This is a genomic window from Pseudomonas sp. BCA17, assembly GCF_004519405.1.
Classification (GTDB): Bacteria; Pseudomonadota; Gammaproteobacteria; order Pseudomonadales; family Pseudomonadaceae; genus Aquipseudomonas.
In genome coordinates, this window is the sequence record NZ_SGWI01000010.1 from 47,252 (window position 1) to 68,453 (window position 21,202).

20 protein-coding genes are annotated in these 21,202 nt (G+C 58.3%); 10 read left to right on the top strand and 10 right to left on the bottom strand.

The features are described from left to right. Positions 1 to 48: 48 nt before the first annotated feature. The gene (locus tag EXW71_RS27455) at positions 49 to 1,710 is read right to left on the bottom strand and encodes a GMC family oxidoreductase (protein WP_134660693.1); all 1,662 of its coding nucleotides are present in this window, start codon (positions 1,708 to 1,710) and stop codon (positions 49 to 51) included. A gap of 129 nt (positions 1,711 to 1,839) precedes the next feature. Here EXW71_RS27455 and EXW71_RS27460 point away from each other — a divergent pair, with 129 nt between their 5' ends. Beyond that, positions 1,840 to 2,733 (top strand): LysR family transcriptional regulator, encoded by an 894-nt coding sequence (locus tag EXW71_RS27460; RefSeq protein WP_134660694.1) that lies wholly within the window; start codon positions 1,840 to 1,842, stop codon positions 2,731 to 2,733. Positions 2,734 to 2,795: 62 nt separating this feature from the next. On the opposite strand, the gene EXW71_RS27465 is transcribed toward EXW71_RS27460, so the two are convergent. From EXW71_RS27465 to EXW71_RS27480, 4 genes are all read right to left on the bottom strand, one after another. Further along, complete coding sequence (locus EXW71_RS27465) at positions 2,796 to 4,655, bottom strand: DUF3857 domain-containing transglutaminase family protein (RefSeq protein WP_134660750.1); 1,860 nt, start codon at positions 4,653 to 4,655, stop codon at positions 2,796 to 2,798. 156 nt (positions 4,656 to 4,811) lie between these two features. Beyond that, the gene (locus EXW71_RS27470) at positions 4,812 to 5,912 is read right to left on the bottom strand and encodes a DNA alkylation repair protein (protein WP_134660695.1); all 1,101 of its coding nucleotides are present in this window, start codon (positions 5,910 to 5,912) and stop codon (positions 4,812 to 4,814) included. A 30-nt stretch (positions 5,913 to 5,942) separates the two neighbouring features. Next, positions 5,943 to 7,289: a glutamine synthetase family protein gene (locus tag EXW71_RS27475; protein WP_123717715.1), complete on the bottom strand. Its 1,347-nt coding sequence runs from the start codon at positions 7,287 to 7,289 to the stop codon at positions 5,943 to 5,945. Between the two features lie 11 nt (positions 7,290 to 7,300). Then, a complete protein-coding gene (locus tag EXW71_RS27480) occupies positions 7,301 to 7,858 on the bottom strand; it encodes a helix-turn-helix domain-containing protein (RefSeq protein WP_123717726.1) in 558 nt (185 codons plus the stop codon). On the opposite strand from EXW71_RS27480, the gene EXW71_RS27485 reads away from it, so the two are divergent. The 3 genes from EXW71_RS27485 to EXW71_RS27495 all read left to right on the top strand — a co-directional run bounded on the left by EXW71_RS27485 (position 7,857) and on the right by EXW71_RS27495 (position 9,987). After that, complete coding sequence (locus EXW71_RS27485) at positions 7,857 to 8,273, top strand: DUF4440 domain-containing protein (RefSeq protein ID WP_256657141.1); 417 nt, start codon at positions 7,857 to 7,859, stop codon at positions 8,271 to 8,273. The two genes, EXW71_RS27480 and EXW71_RS27485, sit on opposite strands and share 2 nt — an antisense overlap. A 135-nt stretch (positions 8,274 to 8,408) precedes the next feature. Next, complete coding sequence (locus EXW71_RS27490; protein ID WP_123717713.1) at positions 8,409 to 8,717, top strand: RcnB family protein; 309 nt, start codon at positions 8,409 to 8,411, stop codon at positions 8,715 to 8,717. 76 nt (positions 8,718 to 8,793) lie between these two features. After that, positions 8,794 to 9,987: an MFS transporter gene (locus EXW71_RS27495; RefSeq protein ID WP_134660696.1), complete on the top strand. Its 1,194-nt coding sequence runs from the start codon at positions 8,794 to 8,796 to the stop codon at positions 9,985 to 9,987. Here the strand turns inward: EXW71_RS27495 and EXW71_RS27500 are convergent. Further along, on the bottom strand, positions 9,950 to 10,222 hold the full coding sequence (locus EXW71_RS27500) for a DUF1652 domain-containing protein (RefSeq protein ID WP_123717711.1): 273 nt from the start codon (positions 10,220 to 10,222) through the stop codon (positions 9,950 to 9,952). The two genes, EXW71_RS27495 and EXW71_RS27500, sit on opposite strands and share 38 nt — an antisense overlap. 103 nt (positions 10,223 to 10,325) lie before the next feature. Next, a complete protein-coding gene (locus EXW71_RS27505) occupies positions 10,326 to 11,822 on the bottom strand; it encodes a PAS domain S-box protein (RefSeq protein WP_123717710.1) in 1,497 nt (498 codons plus the stop codon). Between the two features lie 173 nt (positions 11,823 to 11,995). Here EXW71_RS27505 and EXW71_RS27510 point away from each other — a divergent pair, with 173 nt between their 5' ends. Both EXW71_RS27510 and EXW71_RS27515 read left to right on the top strand, forming a co-directional pair. Next, positions 11,996 to 12,964, top strand: a complete 969-nt coding sequence (locus tag EXW71_RS27510; RefSeq protein WP_134660697.1) for a hypothetical protein — start codon at positions 11,996 to 11,998, stop codon at positions 12,962 to 12,964. Positions 12,965 to 13,042: 78 nt separating this feature from the next. Then, complete coding sequence (locus EXW71_RS27515; protein ID WP_123717708.1) at positions 13,043 to 13,663, top strand: hypothetical protein; 621 nt, start codon at positions 13,043 to 13,045, stop codon at positions 13,661 to 13,663. A 63-nt stretch (positions 13,664 to 13,726) separates the two neighbouring features. On the opposite strand, the gene EXW71_RS27520 is transcribed toward EXW71_RS27515, so the two are convergent. The 3 genes from EXW71_RS27520 to EXW71_RS27530 all read right to left on the bottom strand — a co-directional run bounded on the left by EXW71_RS27520 (position 13,727) and on the right by EXW71_RS27530 (position 17,860). Further along, a complete protein-coding gene (locus tag EXW71_RS27520) occupies positions 13,727 to 14,893 on the bottom strand; it encodes a hypothetical protein (RefSeq protein WP_177421609.1) in 1,167 nt (388 codons plus the stop codon). A 14-nt stretch (positions 14,894 to 14,907) separates the two neighbouring features. Further along, complete coding sequence (locus tag EXW71_RS27525) at positions 14,908 to 15,795, bottom strand: nitrilase family protein (RefSeq protein ID WP_123717706.1); 888 nt, start codon at positions 15,793 to 15,795, stop codon at positions 14,908 to 14,910. A 121-nt stretch (positions 15,796 to 15,916) separates the two neighbouring features. Continuing rightward, positions 15,917 to 17,860 (bottom strand): FAD-dependent oxidoreductase, encoded by a 1,944-nt coding sequence (locus EXW71_RS27530; protein ID WP_134660699.1) that lies wholly within the window; start codon positions 17,858 to 17,860, stop codon positions 15,917 to 15,919. A gap of 261 nt (positions 17,861 to 18,121) precedes the next feature. Between EXW71_RS27530 and EXW71_RS27535 the strand changes: the two genes are divergently transcribed. The 4 genes from EXW71_RS27535 (at position 18,122) to EXW71_RS27550 (ending at position 21,201) form a co-directional block, all read left to right on the top strand. After that, entirely contained in the window at positions 18,122 to 18,466 is a 345-nt protein-coding gene (locus EXW71_RS27535; protein WP_060756432.1) for an FKBP-type peptidyl-prolyl cis-trans isomerase, read from the top strand. Between the two features lie 11 nt (positions 18,467 to 18,477). Then, the gene (locus EXW71_RS27540; protein ID WP_134660700.1) at positions 18,478 to 19,071 is read left to right on the top strand and encodes an N-acetyltransferase; all 594 of its coding nucleotides are present in this window, start codon (positions 18,478 to 18,480) and stop codon (positions 19,069 to 19,071) included. Positions 19,072 to 19,554: 483 nt separating this feature from the next. Then, positions 19,555 to 20,271 (top strand): MgtC/SapB family protein, encoded by a 717-nt coding sequence (locus tag EXW71_RS27545; RefSeq protein ID WP_134660701.1) that lies wholly within the window; start codon positions 19,555 to 19,557, stop codon positions 20,269 to 20,271. A gap of 303 nt (positions 20,272 to 20,574) precedes the next feature. Then, positions 20,575 to 21,201, top strand: a complete 627-nt coding sequence (locus EXW71_RS27550; protein ID WP_134660702.1) for a response regulator transcription factor — start codon at positions 20,575 to 20,577, stop codon at positions 21,199 to 21,201. Position 21,202 lies beyond the last annotated feature (1 nt).

Sequence of the window (21,202 nt, forward strand, 5' to 3'; positions counted from 1 at the left end):
TTTATCCGTAGGCGCGGGTTTGCTCGCGAAAAAACCGGGAGCGCCAGGTTAAGCCGGATGTGCTGCTTTTTCGTTGAGGTTCTTCACGAGCAAGTTCGCTTCTACAGTATTCGGCGACAAGATGAGCTGCGCAGCTTTCTCCGCGATCATCAAGGTAGGTGAGCAGGTGTTGCCGGATGTGATGCGCGGCATGATCGAGGCATCGGCGACGCGCAGGCCGGGTACGCCGTGTACGCGCAGTTGCGCGTCGACCACCGCGTCCTTGTCGTCGCCCATGCGGCAAGTGCCCACCGGATGGAAGATCGTGGTGCCGATGCGCGCGGCGGCTTCGTGCAGTTGTTCTTCGGTTTGCAGCGCATCACCGGGTAAGTATTCCACCGGTTTGAACTGGCTCAGCGCCGGCGCGGCAACGATCCGCCGGGTCAGGCGAATAGCGTCGGCGGCCACCTGCAGGTCCTGCGGATGGCTGAGGTAGTTGGGCCGGATCAATGGCGCATCTGCCGGGTTGGCCGAGCGAATATCGACGCGGCCACGGCTTTGCGGACGCAGGTCGCAGACCGATGCGGTAAACGCCGGGAACCCATGCAGCGGTTCGCCGAAACGCTCCAGGGACAGCGGTTGCACATGGTATTCGAGGTTGGCCGAGGTCTGTTCCGGGCCGGAGCGGGCAAACGCGCCGAGCTGGCTGGGCGCCATCGATAACGGGCCGCTGCGGTCATACAGGTAGCGCAGGCCCATGCCCATCTTGCCCCACAGGGTGCCCGCGATCTGGTTCAGGGTGCGTGCATTTTCCAGTTTGTAGATCAGGCGCAACTGCAGATGATCCTGCAGGTTGCCGCCGACGCCCGGCAGGTGATGCAGCACATTGATGCCCAGAGGCTTGAGCACGTTGGACGGACCGATTCCCGAACGCTGCAGAATGCCCGGCGAGCCCACGGAGCCGGCACACAGCACGATCTCCTTGCGCGCCTTCCAACTGACCTGCAGGCCATGCTGGCGGCCGAGGACGGTAGTTGCCCGGCCGTTTTCCAGCAACACGCGGTCGACGTCCACTTCGGTCAACACGGTGAGATTGGGTCGCTGACGAATCGGCTTGAGAAAGGCCTTCGCCGCATTCCAGCGTACGCCGGCCTTCTGGTTGACCTGGAAGTAGCCGCAGCCTTCGTTATCGCCCTGGTTGAAGTCGTTGATCGGCGCGATGCCGCTTTGCGCTGCCGCGTCGCGGAACGCATCCAGGATCGGCCAGTGCAGACGCTGTTGTTCAACGCGCCACTCGCCACCCTCGCTGTGAAACTCGGAGTTGCCGGCAAAGTGGTGTTCGCTTTGCTTGAACAGCGGCAACACGTCCTTCCAGGCCCAACCCGAATTGCCCGCCGCCGCCCAGCCGTCGTAATCCTGGGCCTGGCCGCGCATGTAGATCATGCCGTTGATGGATGAGCAGCCGCCCAGCACCTTGCCGCGCGGGTAGCTCAGCGCACGACCTTGCAGGCCCTCCTGGGCTTCGGTCTTGAAGCACCAGTCGGTGCGCGGGTTGCCGATGCAGAACAGGTAGCCTACGGGGATATGAATCCAGGGGTAATTGTCACGACCGCCGGCTTCGAGCAGCAGCACGCGGTGGGCCGGGTTGGCCGACAGTCGATTGGCCAGCAGGCAGCCAGCCGGGCCGGCGCCGACTATCACGTAATCGTATTCAGCAGTAGCAATGGGCATCTCGGGCCTCGCTTGTTTTTCTTATTGGCTTCATCCTAGTTGTTAGTTTTCGTCTTAAAAATGTTAGTTTTTACCCAGCTGCTGTGCGTTTTTAAACAGCGTGCAGCGGACTTACGCAAGGGAGGCGATATGTTCGACTGGAACGACCTGCGGTATTTTCTGGAGTTGCAGCGCAGTGGCCGCCTGCTCACCGCCGCGCAACGCTTGAAAACCACCCACGCCACCGTCGCCCGGCATATCGAAGCCATTGAAAAAAGCCTTGGCACGGCGTTGTTCGTGCAGCACGCCCAGGGCTACGAACTGACGCCCGCCGGCGAAGCGCTGCTCAAGCATGCCGAGGCAATGGAAAACGTCGCCTTGCTGGCCGAAGACGAACTCACCCATTCGGCCGCGCCCCTGGGCAAGATCCGCCTGGGTGTGGCGGAGGGGTTGGGGGTGATGTTCCTGGCCGGACGCATGGGCGGGCTATTCGAGCGGTATCCGGGGTTGGAAGTGGAGCTGGTGGCCGTGCCGCGCTTCGTCAGCATCCTCAACCGTGAAGCGGAAATCAGCATTCACCTCGAACGTCCCAGCGTCGACCAACTCGTCACCCGCAAACTCACCGACTACCGCCTTGCGCTCTACGCCAGCCGTGCCTACCTGGACCGCCATCCGCCAATCGAAAAACGCGAAGACCTCGCCGCCCATTCATGGATCGATTACGTGGATGACCTGCTGTTCAGCCAGGAACTGAAATTCCTCAGCAGCTTTTGCCGAAACCCTAAAGTGGTGTTCCACAGCACCAGCGTGATCGCCCAGCACCAGGCCGCGCGCTCGGGGTTGGGAATCGCGGTATTGCCGTGCTTCATGGCGGCAGGGGACGCGGATCTGGTGGCGTTGTTGCCGGGGGAGAGTATCCAGCGCAGTTACTGGATCAGCTCAAGGCGCGAATTGCACAAATCTGTGCGGTTGCGGGTGTTGTGGGATTACGTGGTGGAGTTGTGCGCGCAAGAGCAAAGCCTGCTGCTGGGCGAGGCCAGCTGAAAAAAATGTGGAAGGGGGCTTGCTCCCCTCCCACATTTTGCGGGTGTCGGGTCAGATGAGGTTTAGAGCTTGACCACCTGATGCACCTGCTCGGCACAGGACCGGGCGTCCTCAATCATCTTGCCAAACGCCTCACTGGCAACCTCGTCATGGGTCAGCCAGCGCTTTTTCTGACTCAGGCGATACTGATAGCGCAGTTCGCCGTCCTTGCGGGTTCCACTCAGGTCCATGTCGTACCAGGGCGAGCGCACTTGGCATCCGGGAATGGCTTTTTCCATCTGCCCGCCCGTGAGGGTGATGGTGTAGTCATGGGTTTCGGGGTTGCCCAGGTCCAGGTCAGCCTGTTGCCCGTGGCGGCGGTAGTTGATGAAACCGTCCCAGCGGTCTTTCAAGGATGGGTCGGTGTAGACGTAGTCGTTCGCCAGTTTTTCCAGGGCACGTTGGTCGTTCAAGGTGGCCTTGACGGTGTAGCCGTCGTGCACGACGAAGGCGGTGGGCTCGCGAGTGATGTGGCAGTCGCTGATCTCGTTGCCGAAGTTGGCGCAGATGTTCTGGTCGGTGGCGGTGGCGCCTTGCTGGCGGTCGGCGACGCTCAGTTGCATCAGCGGCAGGCGGCTGAAGGTGATGGTGGCCTGGGTAGCGCCGTTGCCCTGTTTGTCGAGATGGACTTTTTTATCCAGGAGCAGGGTGGTTTCGGGGCGTTCCAGTGGGATGTGCTCTTCGCGTACCTGGCCCTGGGCATCGTTGACCAGTACCCAGCGATCCTGGATGTCCGGCATGACCTGGCCGGGCGCGAACACCGGGTTGGTCGGGTCGAGCCACCACACCTGGTCATTCACTTCGGCGCGGACAATGGCGTGGTTCGGTGCGAGGGTACCGGGGATCAACAACGATTCGGCCACATCGCCACGGCTGACCCAGGCCGTCTCGGCCTTGATGCCACGGGCTTTGAGCATGGCGGTCAGCAGAATCGCCAAGTCTTTGCAGTCGCCATAACCGTGCTGCTCAATTTCCTCCAGGCTGAACGGCACGTAGCCGCGCTCGGTGGCGCGCCAGTCGCCCAGGTAGCGGTAGTGGTCGTTGATGTGCTGCATCAGTGCGGCGACTTGCTCGGCCGGTGCCAGGCCACGTGCAGCGACCACGGCGGCGGCACTTTGTGCAGGCAGGCTGGCGTCGAGGATCTGGTTGTAGCGCTGGGCGAAATCGCCGAAGTAGGCCTGGCGATCCAGGGCACTGCCCACTTCCAGGCGCGGAATACGCAACAGTGCGGCGCTGGAGGATTCGTTGATGTAGTTGAGGTAGACCGGGGCTTTTTGCACCACGTCCAGGGTCTTGCCGTTGGCCGATGGCGTCACTTTAAAATCATCGAACAGTTCGCTGCGCCATTGGATCGGCCGCTCGGCGGTAAAGCGCGCCTTGAAGCGGTCGCGTCGCGCTGCGCTGGGGCCGAACTTGAGCGCGTAGTGAAACTGAGTCATCAGCGGTTTCGCCGGATGATGTTCGCGCACGGTGTAGCGGATCTGGGTGCCGACGCGCAGGTTGGGAAAGGCCAGGGAGGTTTGCTTGTCGCGCTTGAAGCCCTGGTCCGGGTTGGGTGCGGTGCGTGTGTCGATCTGCGCGGCACCCAGTGCTACCGGCTTCGCACCGGGTTGGGTGGATTGCGCGCTGATCACTTCGAAGGTGTCGCCTTCGGAGTAGTCGAAATCGATGCGCGACAGCATTTCGCGGCCGTTGGGCTTGAGGATGGTGTAGTGGTAGGTGGTGGTGCAGTCGGTGCTGGCGTCGCGGTTGAAATGGCAGTGCAGTTCGGTGTCGCTGGCCAGCGGGGCTTCGGCCATGGGTTGTAACGCTGCGTAAGTGGACTGGGCAACGAGCCCCAGACTGAGGGCAAGCAAGGGGCGGTGAAACGAAAAACGGTACAAACGGTACATTGGCGCCTCGGGTGACACATTGAAACAACTACCCGACGGGTAGTGAGAAGGCGCTGGATGATAATGGATCGCAACAACAAAAGCCAGGATTGTTCGACAATATGTTCAGCTGAAAGGCCCGAGATAGAGCCTTTTGTGTGATTTATGTCAGGGTTTCAGCAATTCGAATTCGGCGCTGGCGAGCTTCTCGCCATTGATCAGTACATGCACCGCGTGCTTGCCGGGGTAGTGCTTGCGTGTGGTCAGCTCACGGATATGTTGTTCGCGGCGCAGGCTGCAATGTTCGCCCGCCTCGAGGGTCATTGTCTTGAGCTTGAACACCTTGGCTGCGCTGTGCCCGGCGCTCTTTACGTAGTCGATGGCGTAGTCCACCACCAATTTTTGCGCGGTGGCGGCGGTGGATTCCAGGCTGAAGGACAGGTTGATGCGTTCGCCCAGTCTGATCACCGCCGGCGTGACACTCAGATGATGAATCTTTACCTCGGCCCTGGCGCCCGCACCCATGATCGCCAGTGCGCGGGTATTACCTTGTTTGATCAAGCCGCGCAGTGCATGGCGGGCGATCCAGGCGGTGTGCGGGTTATCCAGGGACCAGCCTTCGAGCAGGCTGAGCACCCAGTCGGGATGGTCCTTGGTGATGTCGTTGAGGTGGTTCGCCACCGACTTGCGCACGTACAGGCTGCTGTCGGCCTTGAGGTTGTCGAGGATCGGCGCGCACAGCTCGGGGTCGGCTTGCACTGGACCCAGGCGAAAGGACCAGGGCAGGCGAGGGCGCGAACCTTCGCTGGCCAGGCGGCGCACGTGTTCGTTGTCATCCAGCGACCAGGTTTGCATTACCGCCAGGGTGCGTTCGAAGTCGTCCAGCAGAAACCGGCGGATGCCGAATTCGGAAGAGCCAAAAGTCGTGAAGTATTTGAGCGCCGCCATGGAGCGCTTGAAGTCGTCGCGCCCGTAACTGGCCACGTATTGCGGCAGGAACAGGCTGACGAACCCGCTGTTCAGGCGCGGGGCCAGCGCATACAGGCGCTTGAGGGTGTGCGGGTAATCCAGTGGGATGACCGCATGCAGGCTTTCGCTGACCCGCGCCATGCGCTGCATCACCGACAACTCGGCAAGCCCCGCGTTGGCATGTTCGAGGAAACCCTTGGCGTCGAAGGCCGGGTACACCGCCGTCATCTCGGTGGCGATGTGTTGCAGGCGTTCGAGGTTGAAGATTTCCTTGAGGGCCGGGGCGCTTTGGTCGGTCATCGGTGAGTCCATGCAGTGATAGGGGGCGGTTTAGAGAAACCAGCGATATTCCCGTGCCGCGATCTCTTGCTGGAAGGCCAAATGATCCTGGCGCTTGTTTTCGCAATACACGTCGACAAATTCGCCGCCCAGCTTATCGCGCACGACCGGTTGATGCTGCATGGCGCGCACGGCGTCGAGCATTTCCAGGGGGAAATCGGTGCCGCTGGTGCGGTCTTCGTTCAGCGGCGCGATAGGTTCACGCTTGGCTTCAAGGCCATGTTCCAGACCGGCGAGGATAGCTGCCAGCACCAGATACGGGTTGGCATCGGCACTCGCCAGACGGTGCTCGATACGCAGGTTGCGCGGGTCGGACTCGGGGATGCGCACGCACGCGTCGCGGTCTTCAAAGCCCCAGCTGGCACGGGTCGCCGCGTTGACCGTGCCGCCGAGGCGGCGGAAGGCGTTGTGGTTGGGCGAGAAGATCGGCATGCAGTGCGGCAGCAATTCCAGGCAACCGGCCACGGCATGGCGTAGCGGCTGTTGCTGGTGCGCCGCCAGCAGATTGTTACCCGCCGCGTCATAGAGGCTCACATGCACATGCATGCCACTGCCGGGGTATTGCAGGTACGGCTTGGCCATGAAGCTGGCGCGATAACCGTGCTTGAGTGCGACGCCACGGGTGCTGCGGCAGAACAGGGCAGCCCAGTCGGCGGCGCGCAGGCCGTCGTCCAGATGGCCGAAGTTGATCTCGAACTGGCCGGGGCCGAGCTCGGCGGTGATCACTGTGATGTCGATGCCTTGGTCCTTCGCGGTGTGTGCCATGTCGTCCAGCACGTCGCTGAAGCGCGACAGGCGCTCGATATGCAGGTTGGGCTGGTCATCGAGGTCGTCGCTCAGCGGGTCGCGGGCAAATTGCGGCAGGCCGTTGTCGAGCTTCTTGTCGAACAGGTAGAACTCCAGCTCGAACGCCACCACCGGGTGGATACCCTTGTGTTGCAGGCGTTCCAGTACCTTGGCCAGGACCTCACGGGGTTCGAATTCGATGGGGGCTTCGGTGCCGTCCGAGGTGATCAGCATCTGCCCCAATGGCTGTTTTTCCCAAGTGACGGGTTTGAGTGTGCCCGGCACCAGGCGGCGGTTGGCATCCGGGTCGCCGTCGTTGAAGCAGTAATCGCCGATCTTGAACAACCCACCCTGAACCCCCAGCAGCACGGCGTTTTGCGGCAGCTTCAAGGGGCCGCCGGCGGCAACCTTTTCCAACATCTCGACCGGGTAGCGCTTGCCGTAGAAATGCCCGGGAATGTCCAGGGCGATCAGGTCGACATAACGTACGTCGGGGTGGTTCTGGCGGAAGGTCCGTACTTCGGCCAGCAACGTCGAGGAATGGCTTTTCACGGGTGCAGCTCCTAGTTGTAAACCCACAGTACGCGGGCGGGCAGGTCGGTCAGGTTGGCGTAGCGACAGTGGGCGAAGCTGGCCAGGTGGAAGCTGTCACCGACGCCAAGGGTGACCGGCTCGGCCTCGTCCTCCACCCACAGCGTCAGCTCACCCTCCAGCACAAAACCGGCCTGCTCGGCGCGGTCGCTCATGCTTTGTTCGCCGCTGTTGGCGCCGGGTGCCAACAGGCTGTCGAGCATCGAGAAGGCGCCATTCATGCTGGGCGAAACCAGGATGTCGGTGATGCCGTTGGCGTAATACACCGTGCGCCGCTCGTTGGGGCGAGTGACCCAATCCACCGCCTTGGGTTTGGGCAGGCTGTAGAAGTAGGTGGTGGGCACGTCGAGTGCGTGGCTGATGGCGGTCAAGTCCGCCACAGTCGGTCGCGACAGGCCACGTTCGACCTGGGACAGGAAACCCACCGAGCGCTCGATTTTTTGCGCCAGCTGGGCGAGGGTGAGTTTCTTGTGCTTGCGCAGGTCGTGGATGAGGACGGCCAGAGTGGCAAGTTCTTCTTGTTGGTTCATGAAATTTACGTCGAATAATTTCATGAAAAATTACAGGATTTATTTCATGCGAGCAATGGGAACGACATTGGAAGCGCTTTTGTTCCAGCTGGAGCGGGAGCTGCAAGGCAGTACCACCCGCTTGGATGCGGTGCGGCTGTCGCAGTTACTAGCGGATGATTTCGTTGAGTTTGGTGTCAGCGGCAATGTTTGGGGTAGTAAGGCTCAGGTGATTGCCGGGTTGCGCGATGAAGTGTTTTCCGAACGCCTTATGACTGAGTTTGCGCTCAACCTGTTGAGCAATGGCGTTGCACTGGTGACTTATCGCTGCCACCGGGAAGGCGTGGGAGATTCACTGCGCAGTTCGGTGTGGCGAGAGGAGGAAGGGCAGTGGCGGATGGTGTTTCATCAGGGCACACCAGCTGCGGCCCTATAACACCTTATGGCGAGGGAGCTTGCTCCCGCCGGGCAGCGGAGCTGCCCAGGTCCCTTTATCGCGAATTCTGGGTTGAATGTTCACATCGGCCGGCGGTCGTAACCTGGGTATGCATCATTCATTGAAGGAGTACCTATGAATTCCAAAGCCCTCGTTGCCTGCCTGCTGCTCACTGCCGGCCTGTCCACCGCCAGCTTCGTCGTGCAAGCCGGTGATACTCCGCAGGAAACCGTACAACCTTCAAACATCAACGCTCGCGATTTGAAGGAGGGCGACCGTGCCCCGGACATGCTGATGCGCAAGGAATCGGCGGTCAGCAATTGGAAAAAGCACGGCCTCAAGCAACCTGAAGCCGACAGCCAATGGGCGCGGGTAGGCGATAAATTCGTGCTGCTCAAGACCACTAACGGCACCATTCTTGAAATCACGCCCGTAAAAAAATGACCTCTCGTTAAGCGCTGCTCTTGAGTTAAGGTAACCGGCCGGAAGGGTCGCGTTACCTTCAAAGAAAGAGAGCAGGATGCTGGCCACAATAAGAACCTACCCGCGCACCGTTAACCTGTTGCTGTCCGCCACGTTGATGCTGACCCTGGCCAAGGCGATCACCTTTCCGTACCTGGTCATTTACCTCACCAGCCGCTTTGGCCTCGATATCACCGAGGTGGGCCTGGTGATCGGCAGTTCGCTGATTGTCGGCTCGCTGCTCAGTGTTTACGGCGGCTTTCTCGTCGACCGTATCAACAGTTATCGCCTGCTGCTCGGCTTGAGCATGGTGTTTGTCGTGGGCTTTATCGGCACGGTGCTCGCGGGGAATATCTGGGCGTTTTACAGTTGCCTGATACTGATCAACCTGGCCCACGCCGTCATCGATATTGCGGTGAAAGCCGGCTTTGCCAGCCTGTTGCCGGAAGACGCGCGCAGCGAAGTGTTTTCCATCAAGTACACCCTGACCAATATCGGTTACGCGGTCGGCCCGGCGGCTGGGGCAATAGTGGCCAAGCTGGATATCAGCCTGCCGTTTATGCTGTCGGCGCTGTTGGGGGTGGGGTTTTTCCTGCTGTACTGGCGCTGGGGCGATCGCACGCTGACCACCATCGACGCCGCGCAAAAACCGGTGTCGTTCATTGCGGTAGGCCGAGTCCTGCTGCGCGACTATCGCCTGGTGTGCTTCACCCTTGGCGGCGTGCTCAGTGCCGTGGTGTTCGGCCAGTTCACCGCATGGCTTTCGCAGTACCTGGTGACAACCACGACGGCGCAATACACCTACACCGTGATCAGCGCGGTACTCACCACCAATGCCGTGGGAGTGATCGCCTTGCAGTACGTGATTGGCCGGCGTATCTCGCACCGCTACCTGAGCCAGTGGCTGGTCGCCGGCCTGGGCATGTTCATGTTGGGCTTGATTGGCTTTGCGCTGTCCACCAGCGTGCTGTGGTGGGTACTGGCAATGGCGGTGTTCACCGTGGGGGAAATCATCGTGTTCCCGGCCGAGTACATGTTTATCGACCGGATCGCCCCGGACCATTTGCGGGGCATGTATTACGGGGCGCAGAACCTGTCCAACCTGGGCGCTGCCGTGGGGCCGGTGTTGTGCGGGATGGTGTTGGCCAGCCTGCCGGCCCACACCATGTTCTACATGCTGGGGGCGTTTATCGTGGGTGGCGGCGTGTTCTATTTCATTGGGGCGTCGCTGAAGGCAAATCATCCAGCGTAAGCTTGCCCACATTGTTGCATTCCAGTTCGTAGCGCAGCTCTTCGACCATCTTTGCGACTTCTTGCGCGGTCTGCAGTCGATTGGTGCTGATCCCGGTGACCACCAGATCGACTCGACCCGTTTCGGCATCGAAGACCTTGAGGGTCAGGGACGCGTCCCGGCACAGGGTGAATTCACAGGTCAGCGGCGACAGGCCTTCTTCGATGCAGTTTCGCAGTTGAGAGAGACTAAACATGCTGGTTCCTTCAAGACATTAGTACGATGCCTTAAAGGTTATGGCTTAGCCTGGGCCGCAATAAGGTGAGTTCGCACTAGTCGCACTAGTGCATTTGCACTTTTTAAGACCTGTTTGCCAGGCGCAGTTCACCGGCAAACAGCCCGCGTTCACGGGCCCAGACAATCGCCGCACTGCGGCTGTGCACCCCCAGTTTGGAGTACACGGTGGCCACATGGTTACGCACGGTATTAGGCGCCAGCTTCAAGCGTGATGCGATCTCCTTGTCGGCCAGCCCCTCACAAATCAACCCCAGCACATCGCGCTCACGGGCGGTGAGATCAGTAAACGCCACAGTCGGTGAATTGGGACTCTTGACGCTCTTGGCGTTGGCCAGTTTCTCGATCAGGGTCTGGCTGAACCAGGAGGCGTCCTGCATCACTTCTTCGATCGCCGCCACGAGTTCAAGCTCCGTGCGTTTGCGTTCGGTGATGTTCATCAGCACCAATAGGTAGCAGGGCACGTCTTGAATGATCACGGTGTCGGCGGAGACCACGCAGTCGATCAATTCATTGCCCTTCTTGCGCACCTTGATGTCCTGGCCTTCCAACTGGCCGGCTTTTTCCAGGCAGGCAAACAGGTGTTCGGCCGCTTGGGGACTGTCGATAAAGTCGATTTCCTCGATGGCTTTGCCAATCAATTCCTCGCTGGTATAGCCGGTGATGTTCATGAAGGCTTCATTGACATCCACTACCTGGCGGTTATCGGCGCTGCACATCAGGGTTGGCACCGGCGTCAGTCGGAACGACTTGGCGAAGCGCTCTTCACTCTGGCGCAAGGCGATCTCCGCCTTGCGCCGTGGCTCCAGGTCCATGAACGAGAAGAGCATGCAGTCTTCTTCGTTCATGTCCAACGGCTGACCGGCGACGATCACCAGCTTGCTGCCGCCTTTGGGCAGCCTCAGTTCGGCCTGCATCTGCGGGATGGTTGCGCCTTCGCCCAGACGCTGAATGGCCAGGTCCTTACGCTCGGCCTGCTCCAGCACATCCAGTTCATACACGGATTTGCCGATGACCTGCTCGCGGTTATAGCCGGTCATCTCCAGAAAACCCTGGTTGACCTTGATGTAGCGCAGGTCGCTCAAGCGGCAGATCACCGCGGGTGCCGGGTTTGCATTGAAGGTTTTTTCGAAGCGCTGCTCGGCGCTGGCCCATTCGGTGGCGTTGCTGAGGATCAGCACCAGCAGTTCGGGGTTACCCGATGCGTCGTTGAGGACCAGGCTGCGCAGGCGGTGCACCCAACTGCGCTCCTCGTCGGCGGCAGGCATGACTTCCACGATGACATCGCTGAACTCTTCGCCTTCGGCCACACGGGCGAGGGGGTAGCTGTCCAGTTGCAGCGGATGGTTATTGCGATAGCGCAAGGCAAAGCGCTTGGCGTATTCCTCGGTGTTCGCCCCCAGGTCCTTGACCTCGCTGACACCGTGCATGTTCAGTGCGGCTTCGTTGGCCCAAAGAATGGTCTGGTCAACCTCGGCCAGAATCACACCGTCGGACAGCCCGGAAATGATCTGCTGCAGTTGGCGGCGGTTGGTTTCTTTGGCGAGAACGTCCTGAGTCATGATTTCTCCTGGTTTTGAGCGCATGGAAGTACGACATCCAGGCTTCAGAATAGTGCAGAACAATTTCCCGGGATGGGGTGCGAATGCACCAGGTTTACTGGTGCATTTGAACGGGGAATTCTGGCAGTGCGCTCGCCAGACTGAAACGGTCAATCACTGTCAAAGGATCGAATATGACCACTGTCTATGAAACCAATCGTTCTGCGTTTCGGGTGTCCTGGAGCGCTGTCCTGGCCGGTAGCGCGATTGCGCTGGTGACTTACCTGGTGCTCAGTGTGTTGGGCACTGCCATTGGCGCAAGTGCGGTCGACCCGATGGAGGCGGGTAACCCGTTGCGTGGTTTTGGTACGGGCGCCGGTATCTGGTTGTTTGTCTCCACACTGCTGGCAATCGCCGTTGGTGCGTTCGTCGCGGGGCGTACCGCACCGGATCGCGGTGGCCTGCATGGCGTGCTCACCTGGACGCTGACCACCTTGTTTACGACCTGGTTGTTGGCGGCACTGGCTTCCAGCGTCGTTGGCACGGCGGGCAATGTGGTGGGCAAGGGCCTCTCCGCTGCCGGCAGTGGCATTGCCGCTGTGGCGCCGGGTATCAGCGACAGCGTCAAGCAGCAATTGGACGAGCAGGGCATCCGCCTGGATTGGAACAGCCTGCAAGGTCAGCTCGACACCTTGCTCAAGCAAAGCGGCAAGCCTGAACTGGACCCGGCCCGCATTGAGCAGAAAGCTGATCAGGCTACGCAGGATGGCAAACAATCGGCGACGGCTGCCGCGACTGACCCTGCCCAGGCACCGGACGCCTTGAAACAATGGTTCGATCGGGTCAAAGCCTCCGGCGAGCCCGCTTTGAATGCCGCGGATAAAGACGCCCTGATCAACATCGTTGCGGCCCGCACCGGCAAGAGCAAGGCTGAGGCGACCCAGATCGTCGACAACTATGCCCAGGCGTACCAGCAAGCCGTGCAAAAGGTCGATGAGCTGAAACAACAGGCTGAGCAAAAGGCCCGTGAAGCCGCTGAAGTGGCGGCCAAGCAAGTGTCCCGCGCGGCGTGGGGCACCCTGGCGATGCTGTTGCTGGGCGCGGCCTTGAGCTTCTTTGTGGGACGCATGGCGCTGACTACACGTCGAGTACCTTTGGCTTAAAGCGGTTTGCGGCAAGGACGCCGCTTCGCTGAGCGCGTAAAATGCCGGCTTTTTACGCGTATCACGCAAAGGTGCCCCTTGAGCGCAGGCAAAGCCGTCGGACTGTTGTTACTCACCTCAATGCTGGCTGCTTGCGGCACCTCACCGCCACGCACACCCAATGATATCTGCGGTATCTTCCGCGAAAAGGACGACTGGTACGACGCCGCCAAAGTCACGCAAAAGCGCTGGGGCGTGCCCATCCAGGTGCCGTTCGCGATCATGTATCAGGAGTCCGGCTTTCGACAGAACGCCTTGACCCCGCGTAAATATCTGCTGTGGATCATCCCCTGGGGCCGCGTCTCCACTGCCGCCGGCTACGCCCAGGCCAAAGACGAGGTGTGGAACGATTACCGCAAAAGCACCGGCCGCAGCGGTGCGAGTCGCCAGGACTTCGACGATGCCATCGACTTTGTCGGCTGGTACATGGACAAGACCTACACCATCAACGGCGTGTACAAATACGACGCCTACGGCCAATACCTGAACTACCACGAAGGATGGGGCGGCTACCGCCAACGCACCTACGCCGCCAAACCCTGGCTGCCGCCGGTGGCCAGCAAAGTGCAGGCGCGTTCGCAGATGTACGCGGCGCAATATGCCGGGTGCAAGGATGATTTGGGGCGGGGGTTCTGGAGTCGGTTCTGGCGGTGGTTGTAAGGTCGAACGGTTTGACTGCCCCCACGCTGTCTCAACAGCACAGCGTGGGCACAGTGCTCAGGCTCAGGCCACCCAGCCCACGAGTGGCACCACCATAAGTGTGCTGAGCGCCATCGCTATTACATTGCCGATATAGGGATGAAAGTGCGCAGGCAGTCGCCCGGCAATTGCACAGGCCAGTGGCGGTGCAATCAGTGCGCCCAGTAATGCGCTTGAACCTATCACCGTCCAATTGCCTCCGTGTGTGAGCACCGCTGCGGGCACCACCGATACCAACGGAACGTAAGTTGGGTACCAGCCCCGCTTGATCCACTGTTGCCGCCAGATCACTACACCCAGCGCCGATGTCAGGGCCTGTGCGACGATTATGTGCAAGAGCAGGCCCGACCCATAAGCCGGACTGAGCGGGTTCAGGGCGTATGCGAGTAATACGCCGGCCAATAGTCCAAGGCTGGCCAGTTCATTTCCGAAAAAGGGCGCTTCAGAAAAGTCCGCCAACACTCGACGCAGGCTCCACACCATGCCGTAGGTGGGCGTCCTGGCAGGCATGGGCCTGATGGGCGCGACGTAGTCCGACCGCACCAGTGAAGGCATGCGATGGCACAGTACGAACGCTATGACACTCCCTATGGCCATGCCCAGCACATTGCCGATTACCACCGGCAAGCCCAGTGGCACGCATACGAGGTTCACGATCAAAATACACAGCGGCGTAACCAGCAGAGCCCCTGCTAACGCACCAGTGAGCGTGACCTTCCAGCCGCCACCGAACATCAGCACCATGGCCGCCGGCAATGAGACGAATGCGGCAAACGTCGGTTGCCATGTCTGGGAGTTGACGCTCCAACCCCACAACAAGTTGCTCAGCAACAGCCCCAGCAATGAGCTGGTGACCAGCCAAGGCCACAGCCCGGTACCATAAGAAATTGAAAAGCCTTGCCAGGTTTTCCCGCGCTTGCTTGCCCACCAGGCCAGGTAGGCACCGCTCAGCAAACCGAGCGAAGCAAGCTCGTGCTTGTAGAAGGCAACTTCACTGATATCCCCCAGTATCCAGCGCAGCCAGGCAGCGGGGTGGGGCAGGCTGTCGGTCATGTCGCCATAGCCTGGCCAGGAACCTTGATGACTCAGTGTTACCCAGAGCACCAGTGACGCACTCAATACACCCAGGATAAAGACCGCAGTTTCTGCTCTCGATCGGATGAGTGTTGCCTTGGTAAATAACGTTCCCATGAATTGCCCTCCGATCAGCGTGGCAGGGCAGGGTGTTGGGAATACCCGAGTATTTGATCGTAGAGATCCGTGCGTCGGTCGCGTTGCAGGTCATTGAGGTTGTTCCAGATGGGCGCACTGCGGGCGCTGGTGATATCGATATCTGCGAACAGGATTTCCTGGCGATTGGGCGAAGCTACAGCACCGATGGGCCAGCCATTGGTTCCGGCAATCAGCGAGCAACCGAGATAACGCGCGTCGCGCTCTTCACCAATACGGCTGGCAGCTGCGATAAATACGTTGTTCACATGGGCCGCAGTCATCGTCAGGTACGAAGCCATGCACTTGCCGGCGTCATCGAATAGCGGGGGTGGCGTCCAGACCCAATTATTCAGACTGCAAATGATATCGGCGCCTTGTTGGCTGAGAATGCGCGGTACTTCTGGAAACCAGATGTCCCAGCAGATCAATAAACCGATGCGGCCAATGGGCGTTTCAAACACTGGAAAACCTGTATCTCCGGGGGAGAACCAGAGTTTTTCCAGGTTCCACAAATGAGCTTTGCGATATTTGCCGATGAAGCCATCGGGACCTAACAGAACCGCTGTATTGAACAACCGCGCAGCGTCGATTTCGCTCAAGCCCGCAACCAGATACACCTGATGCCTGCAGGCAAAATCAATCCACGCCCGAACACTGACGCCGTCCGGCACCGTCTCGGCATGATCAAAGGCATCCTGGCGACTGCGAAAGAAGTATCCACAATTGGAAAGCTCCGGCAGCACGATCAGGTTGGCGCCACCATTCACCGCTTCGGTTGCCAGTGCAAGGCTTTGCTGCAGGTTGGTGGCTCGGTTGTCGATACCGACTTGAGGGTCAAACTGGATGACCGCTACGCGGGCGGGGCTGGTGGGTTCGCTCATGAAGATAGCCTCTTATTGTTATACAACCAGGAAGTGGTTGAATGTTTATAAGAAGCGGCAATTTGTTTAAATGAAAGTCAGACGGTTCCTGTTAAGCGGTAGTCTATTTCTCTTGTGCTATTTAAGTTTTATACTCTGGATAGTCTTGAATGCTAAATCCCCCATTAAAGCGTGCTTGGGTTTTATTGCAGATGTGGATAACCGTATCCAGCGCGCCTCTGAAGCAGGGCTCAGTCCAGCCGGCATCGACAGAGAATGATTCGCCGCAAAGATAAAGCCCCGAGGCGTAAGAGAAGTCTCTGTTGTATTTCATTAAACGCACCGCCTCGTAATAGGTTCCCGCGCGATAAAGCTTTGCACAACCCAGTGAGTTCTTATCATTCATCCATCGCTGGACGATCGCTTGTTCACGGCCTATATAAGGAGATATTTTTTGTTTTATGTTGCTTGATTTTAAAAGAATCCTATCAAGTTCCTCTATGCATTTGTCTACGAGTTCTTCATTGCTGAATATTGAAAGTTTTGTAGCATCATCTTCCCATGTGTAGCTGAGCAGTATGCAGTCGTAGGTGTTGCTTTCATTATAGCGATAAGTGTAAATGTCGTGGACTAAGCTGTCGGTCACGATAGTTTGTGGAATGGTTTTGTTATGTGACAGAAAGGACTTTTTAAGAGGGGCATACACTTTGCAGCTGGTTTCCCAGTGAGCTGTTTTATAGGCTGCGACTATCTCGAATGGGAGCATTTTCTGATCAAAGTTTTCGAGAAGGATTTGTGTCTCTATCAGCCAGGAAGGAAGCGTCATGACGACAGAGTCAGTATCGATAAATTTCCTCTTTACTATCTCTGGCTGTGTGGTGTTCCAATCATAATAAACTCGTGTTTTACCATTTTTAAGTTTTTTTATTTTTGTCACTGAACTATTGGTAAGCAAACCGGATGGGCTTTTTATTAAGTGTTCATACAAAGACTCATGGGTATCGTCTGATTTTATGAATAAGAGAGATTCTGCGAGCGCACCTAACCCAACGTACTTGGGTGTGTTGAAGTGAAGCCCGCCAGAGTCAACGATTTCCGTCGCATTCAGATAGGGCGAGGCTATTGGTGTTCCATCCGCATTTACACGTCCGTGGATCAATTGCAAATGACTACTGAATCCAAATATCGCGGTGCGTATGGGGTAAATTGAGCAAACGTCATAGAAAGCTCCCCAACTGCCATCACCAATCCCAATAGAATAGAAAACCGCTGACTCCTGAGCAGTCATGCCCATTCCGCCAAAATTGCCTGGGTCACTGGGGCTCCATCTGTCAATAGCTGGCATTTTCACTAAGCCGCGAAATGAAACACTTTCGTATTTTTTGACAATGGAGGCCCACATGTCTTCCCAATGTTCGGAACCATAATGCTCCGAAACGTGTAGCGTCATGCGCTCAGCAAATATTTTCCATTTTGCGAATACAGCCCCTAACATTTCACCAGGTGGCGCGGTCTTTCCGTCAGTGTTTTTCCATATGAGCATGGTGGGCTCGTTGTTACCTTCTATGCTGCCTTCTCGTAGGTATATACCAGTTGATCGAACGGCAGGACTGCCCGGGTTGGGAAAGTCTGAATGAACTAATTCAAATGCGTCAGCGTAATAGGCCATGAGTGAGCGGCCTTCTTTAGGGGGCTCATCTGACATATTGAAAAATGGCATTCTCATCGCGCCCATTTCAAAAGGGGGGCGACCGACTGTGTTGGTATTGTTGCTCCCAAGTGCTGTGAGGTGTCTGCCGCCAATGCGCTTGGATTTTTCAATTAACGTAATATTTGTGAAGCCGCACCTATGCAGTTCCCGTGCGGTTGTTAAACCTGTAATGCCTGCTCCAATAATGCAGATTTTATGACCGGTTTGAGTGGCTTGGGCAATGCCATTCTCTTGCTCTACCAATGCACGATAGTCAAAGCACAAATCTGGTGGGTTAGGGAATCTGGCTTTCCATTTATGATTGGAAGAGCGCTTCTTTCGATGATGTTCCCGGGCCACGTCCGCAGGGTAGTTGAAGTTTGAGCCTATTGTCATGGTGATAATCCCTGATCCGATATGATTGTCTGTCCATAGGTTGTATGTAGCCACTGGTGCCTGAGAATAAGCAGGAAGTGATTTTTGGCTGGGGAATATCGTGTTCTTTCGTAGGGCAATCGCAAACCGTTAAGGTGGCCCAGCACTTCCTCGCGGCTCTCTGGTCCCGTATCTCGCTCGGTGAGCTGGCCGCGTTCACACTTGCCAAACCCCGTCAATTCTGGGAAAACCCCCAACCTTTGCGTCTACAACGAGAACGCCATGAGCACTGATGAACTTCAGATCACCGACATCCGCCCCGGCACCGGCAAGGCCGTCGTCAAGGGCGCGTTGATCACTACCCAGTACACCGGCACCCTGGAAGATGGCACGGTGTTCGATTCGTCGTGGGAGCGGGGCAAACCGTTCCAGTGTGTGATCGGCACCGGTCGAGTGATCAAGGGCTGGGACCAAGGGCTGATGGGCATGCAAGTGGGAGGCGTGCGTACGTTGTTCGTGCCGGCGCACCTGGCATATGGCGAGCGTTCCATCGGTGCGCATATCAAGCCCAACAGCAATCTGCGCTTTGAAATTGAATTGCTGGAAGTGCTGACGCGGGATGACTGAAAGAGGTGGGCATGGTTGCTCAGGTGATACCGGACTGCTCCATTGAGGGCGTTCGCGTGGTTGAGTTGGGCGGTCGCGATGAAGCCGAGTTGCAACGGTTTTTTGAGCGGGCGCCGGATTACTTCATCGCCGTGAATGGCGAACCGGCGACGCCGACTGAGGCACATGACGAGTTGCAGGACTGCCTGCCCGCAGGCTGGACCTGCAGCCGGATGTACTGGCTGGGTTATCGCGATGTTGATGACCAACTGGTTGCGGTGGTGAATATTGCCGCGGATGTGCCGGCAGTCGGTGTATGGCATATCGGGTTGTTGTTGGTCGATAAGCGCCTGCATGGCACCGGCCTCGCTTACCAGTTACATGAGGACCTTGAAGCGTGGGCGGTAGAGCGCGGTGCCCGATGGCTGCGGCTGACGGTCGTCATCGGCAATATCAAGGCCGAGCGTTTCTGGCCGCGGCTGGGCTATAGGCAGGTGCGTATCCGTGACGGGGTCACGATTGGGCAGCGCGTGAACCGCGTGTCGATACAGATCAAGGCGCTGGCCGATGGGCAGGTTGATGATTACTTGGCTGTGGTCGCCAGGGATCGACCGGATGCCCCCTGAAATTGACCTGTCTGAACTTACCCTGAAGAATTGTCTCATTCACCATGTAGATACTTTCCTACGGTTTACTCCCCGGTAAACGGGGCGTAAGCTTCGCGCGTTTTCATCAATAGCGGAGACCCTCAGTGGGTACTTGTTCGAGTGACAGTTGTCGGCCGGTTTCGGTAACCGGTACATACTTGGCAAGGTAACGCGCATGCTTTCGATGCCGTTGTCTCGCCTCAGATAGCGAGAAGCGGCATCCCGGCAGCGGCCAGTCCTGGCCCTGCCCGATCCCTCTCATAGACGCTGATCAGCACCTGGCTCACCCCGGGATGCCACGCCTGCGCCCGTCTTTTGCGGTGGGCGCCCGGTGCTGCTCGATCCTTGACATCACCCTGTTCCACGCCTGTGGTATGTGGTTGATGCCAACACGCCGTACCCCGGTGCTGAAGGGTTTCCACATCCGTAAATTTGGCGGGTAATGAGCAGGGAAGAATCCTTATGCAAGCAATCAATAACATCAACCTCAACTCCCTCGTCGACACCGTGGTCAGCCTCACCGCGGCGTTTATCCTCGGCGGCCTGATTGGTTTCGAACGGCAGTACCGTCAGCGTACGGCGGGTCTGCGGACCAACGTGTTGGTCGCCGTAGGGGCGGCGATTTTTGTCGACATGGCCAACCGCCTCGGTGGTGCGGAAGGCGCGGTGCGCGTGGTGGCGTATGTGGTGTCGGGCATCGGCTTTCTGGGTGCGGGTGTGATCATGCGTGAAGAGGGCAATGTGCGCGGGCTCAACACCGCCGCGACCCTCTGGGCCTCGGCGGCGGTAGGTGCCTGTGCCGGTGCCGACCTGATCCTCGAAGCGCTGCTGGGCACGCTGTTTGTGCTGGCGGCCAACACGCTGTTGCGGCCGATCGTCAATAACATCAACCGCCAGCCGTTGGATGTGGTGTCGGCCGAAGTCACCAATATCCTCTATGTCATTGCGCGGCGTAGCCAGCAACAAGCCGTGATGGTGTTGCTGGAAGCCGAGTTGGCGCGGTGCAACTACCCGGCCAGTGATGTCGACGTGCGACCGTTCGGCAGCGAAGAAGTGGAAATCGAGGCCACCCTGGCCGCAACGTCGGTCGATGGTGATGAGCTGGATGCGCTGGTGGCGCGTATTTCCATGTCGACTCTGGTGGTGCAAGCCTTCTGGAGTCCGAGCACCACCGACTGACTCTCCCTATGAAAAACCCGCTTAATCCATGGATGGGGTCGGCTTTGTGAGGATAAGTCCTACACTCACTCAGGATTACTCCTTCAATTTGAGCATCATTACGTTGTTAAGGTTGCGCACTTACGACTGGTGGGCCCTTCGGCCCGGCTTCACAGGCTCGTGGTGTTTTCAATCGAAGGGGCCCGGCAGCGCTTGGTGATCGCCTTGGGTGTGCTCAGTGCCGTTCGTCGGCACTGTCATTTCTCACAGGTATCGAGGTCCTGCGTAATGTGAAAGGGTGCAGTGTTCGCTTAGGGGAGTTTTATGATCAAGGCGTTAATTGTGGATGACCATCCGTTTATCCGTGAGACGGTCAAGCATCTGTTGAAGCTGGAAGGCTTCGGTGAGATCTACGAAGCGGGTAATGGTGCCGATGCCATGCAAATGGCACGGGAGAAGTGCCCCGACCTGATCATCCTGGACTTGGCGATGCCCAAGTTGGGCGGGCTGGAAGTGATCAGCCGGATCAAGGCGCTGGGCTTGCCGTGCAAAATCCTGGTGCTCACGTCCTACCTGGCAGTGTTTTTTTCTACCCGCTGCATGCGTGCCGGGGCGATGGGGTTTGTTGCCAAGACCGGTGAGTTGGACGAGTTGCAGAAGGCGATCAAGGCGATCATGTCCGGTTACAGCTGCTTCCCCAGTATTGCAACCAGTTCGGTGCGCCGCGACGACTTGCAAGTCACGGAAGCGGCAATGGTGGATGCACTATCGGATCGCGAGTTGACGGTGCTGCAAAAACTCGCCCTGGGCCTGTGCAACAAGACAATCGCCGAAGACATGCTGCTGAGCCACAAGACCATCAGTACCTACAAGACCCGGCTCAAGGAAAAGCTGCGCATGTCATCGGTGGTGCACCTTTCCAAGTTTGCCCAGCGCAATCATCTGATCTGAA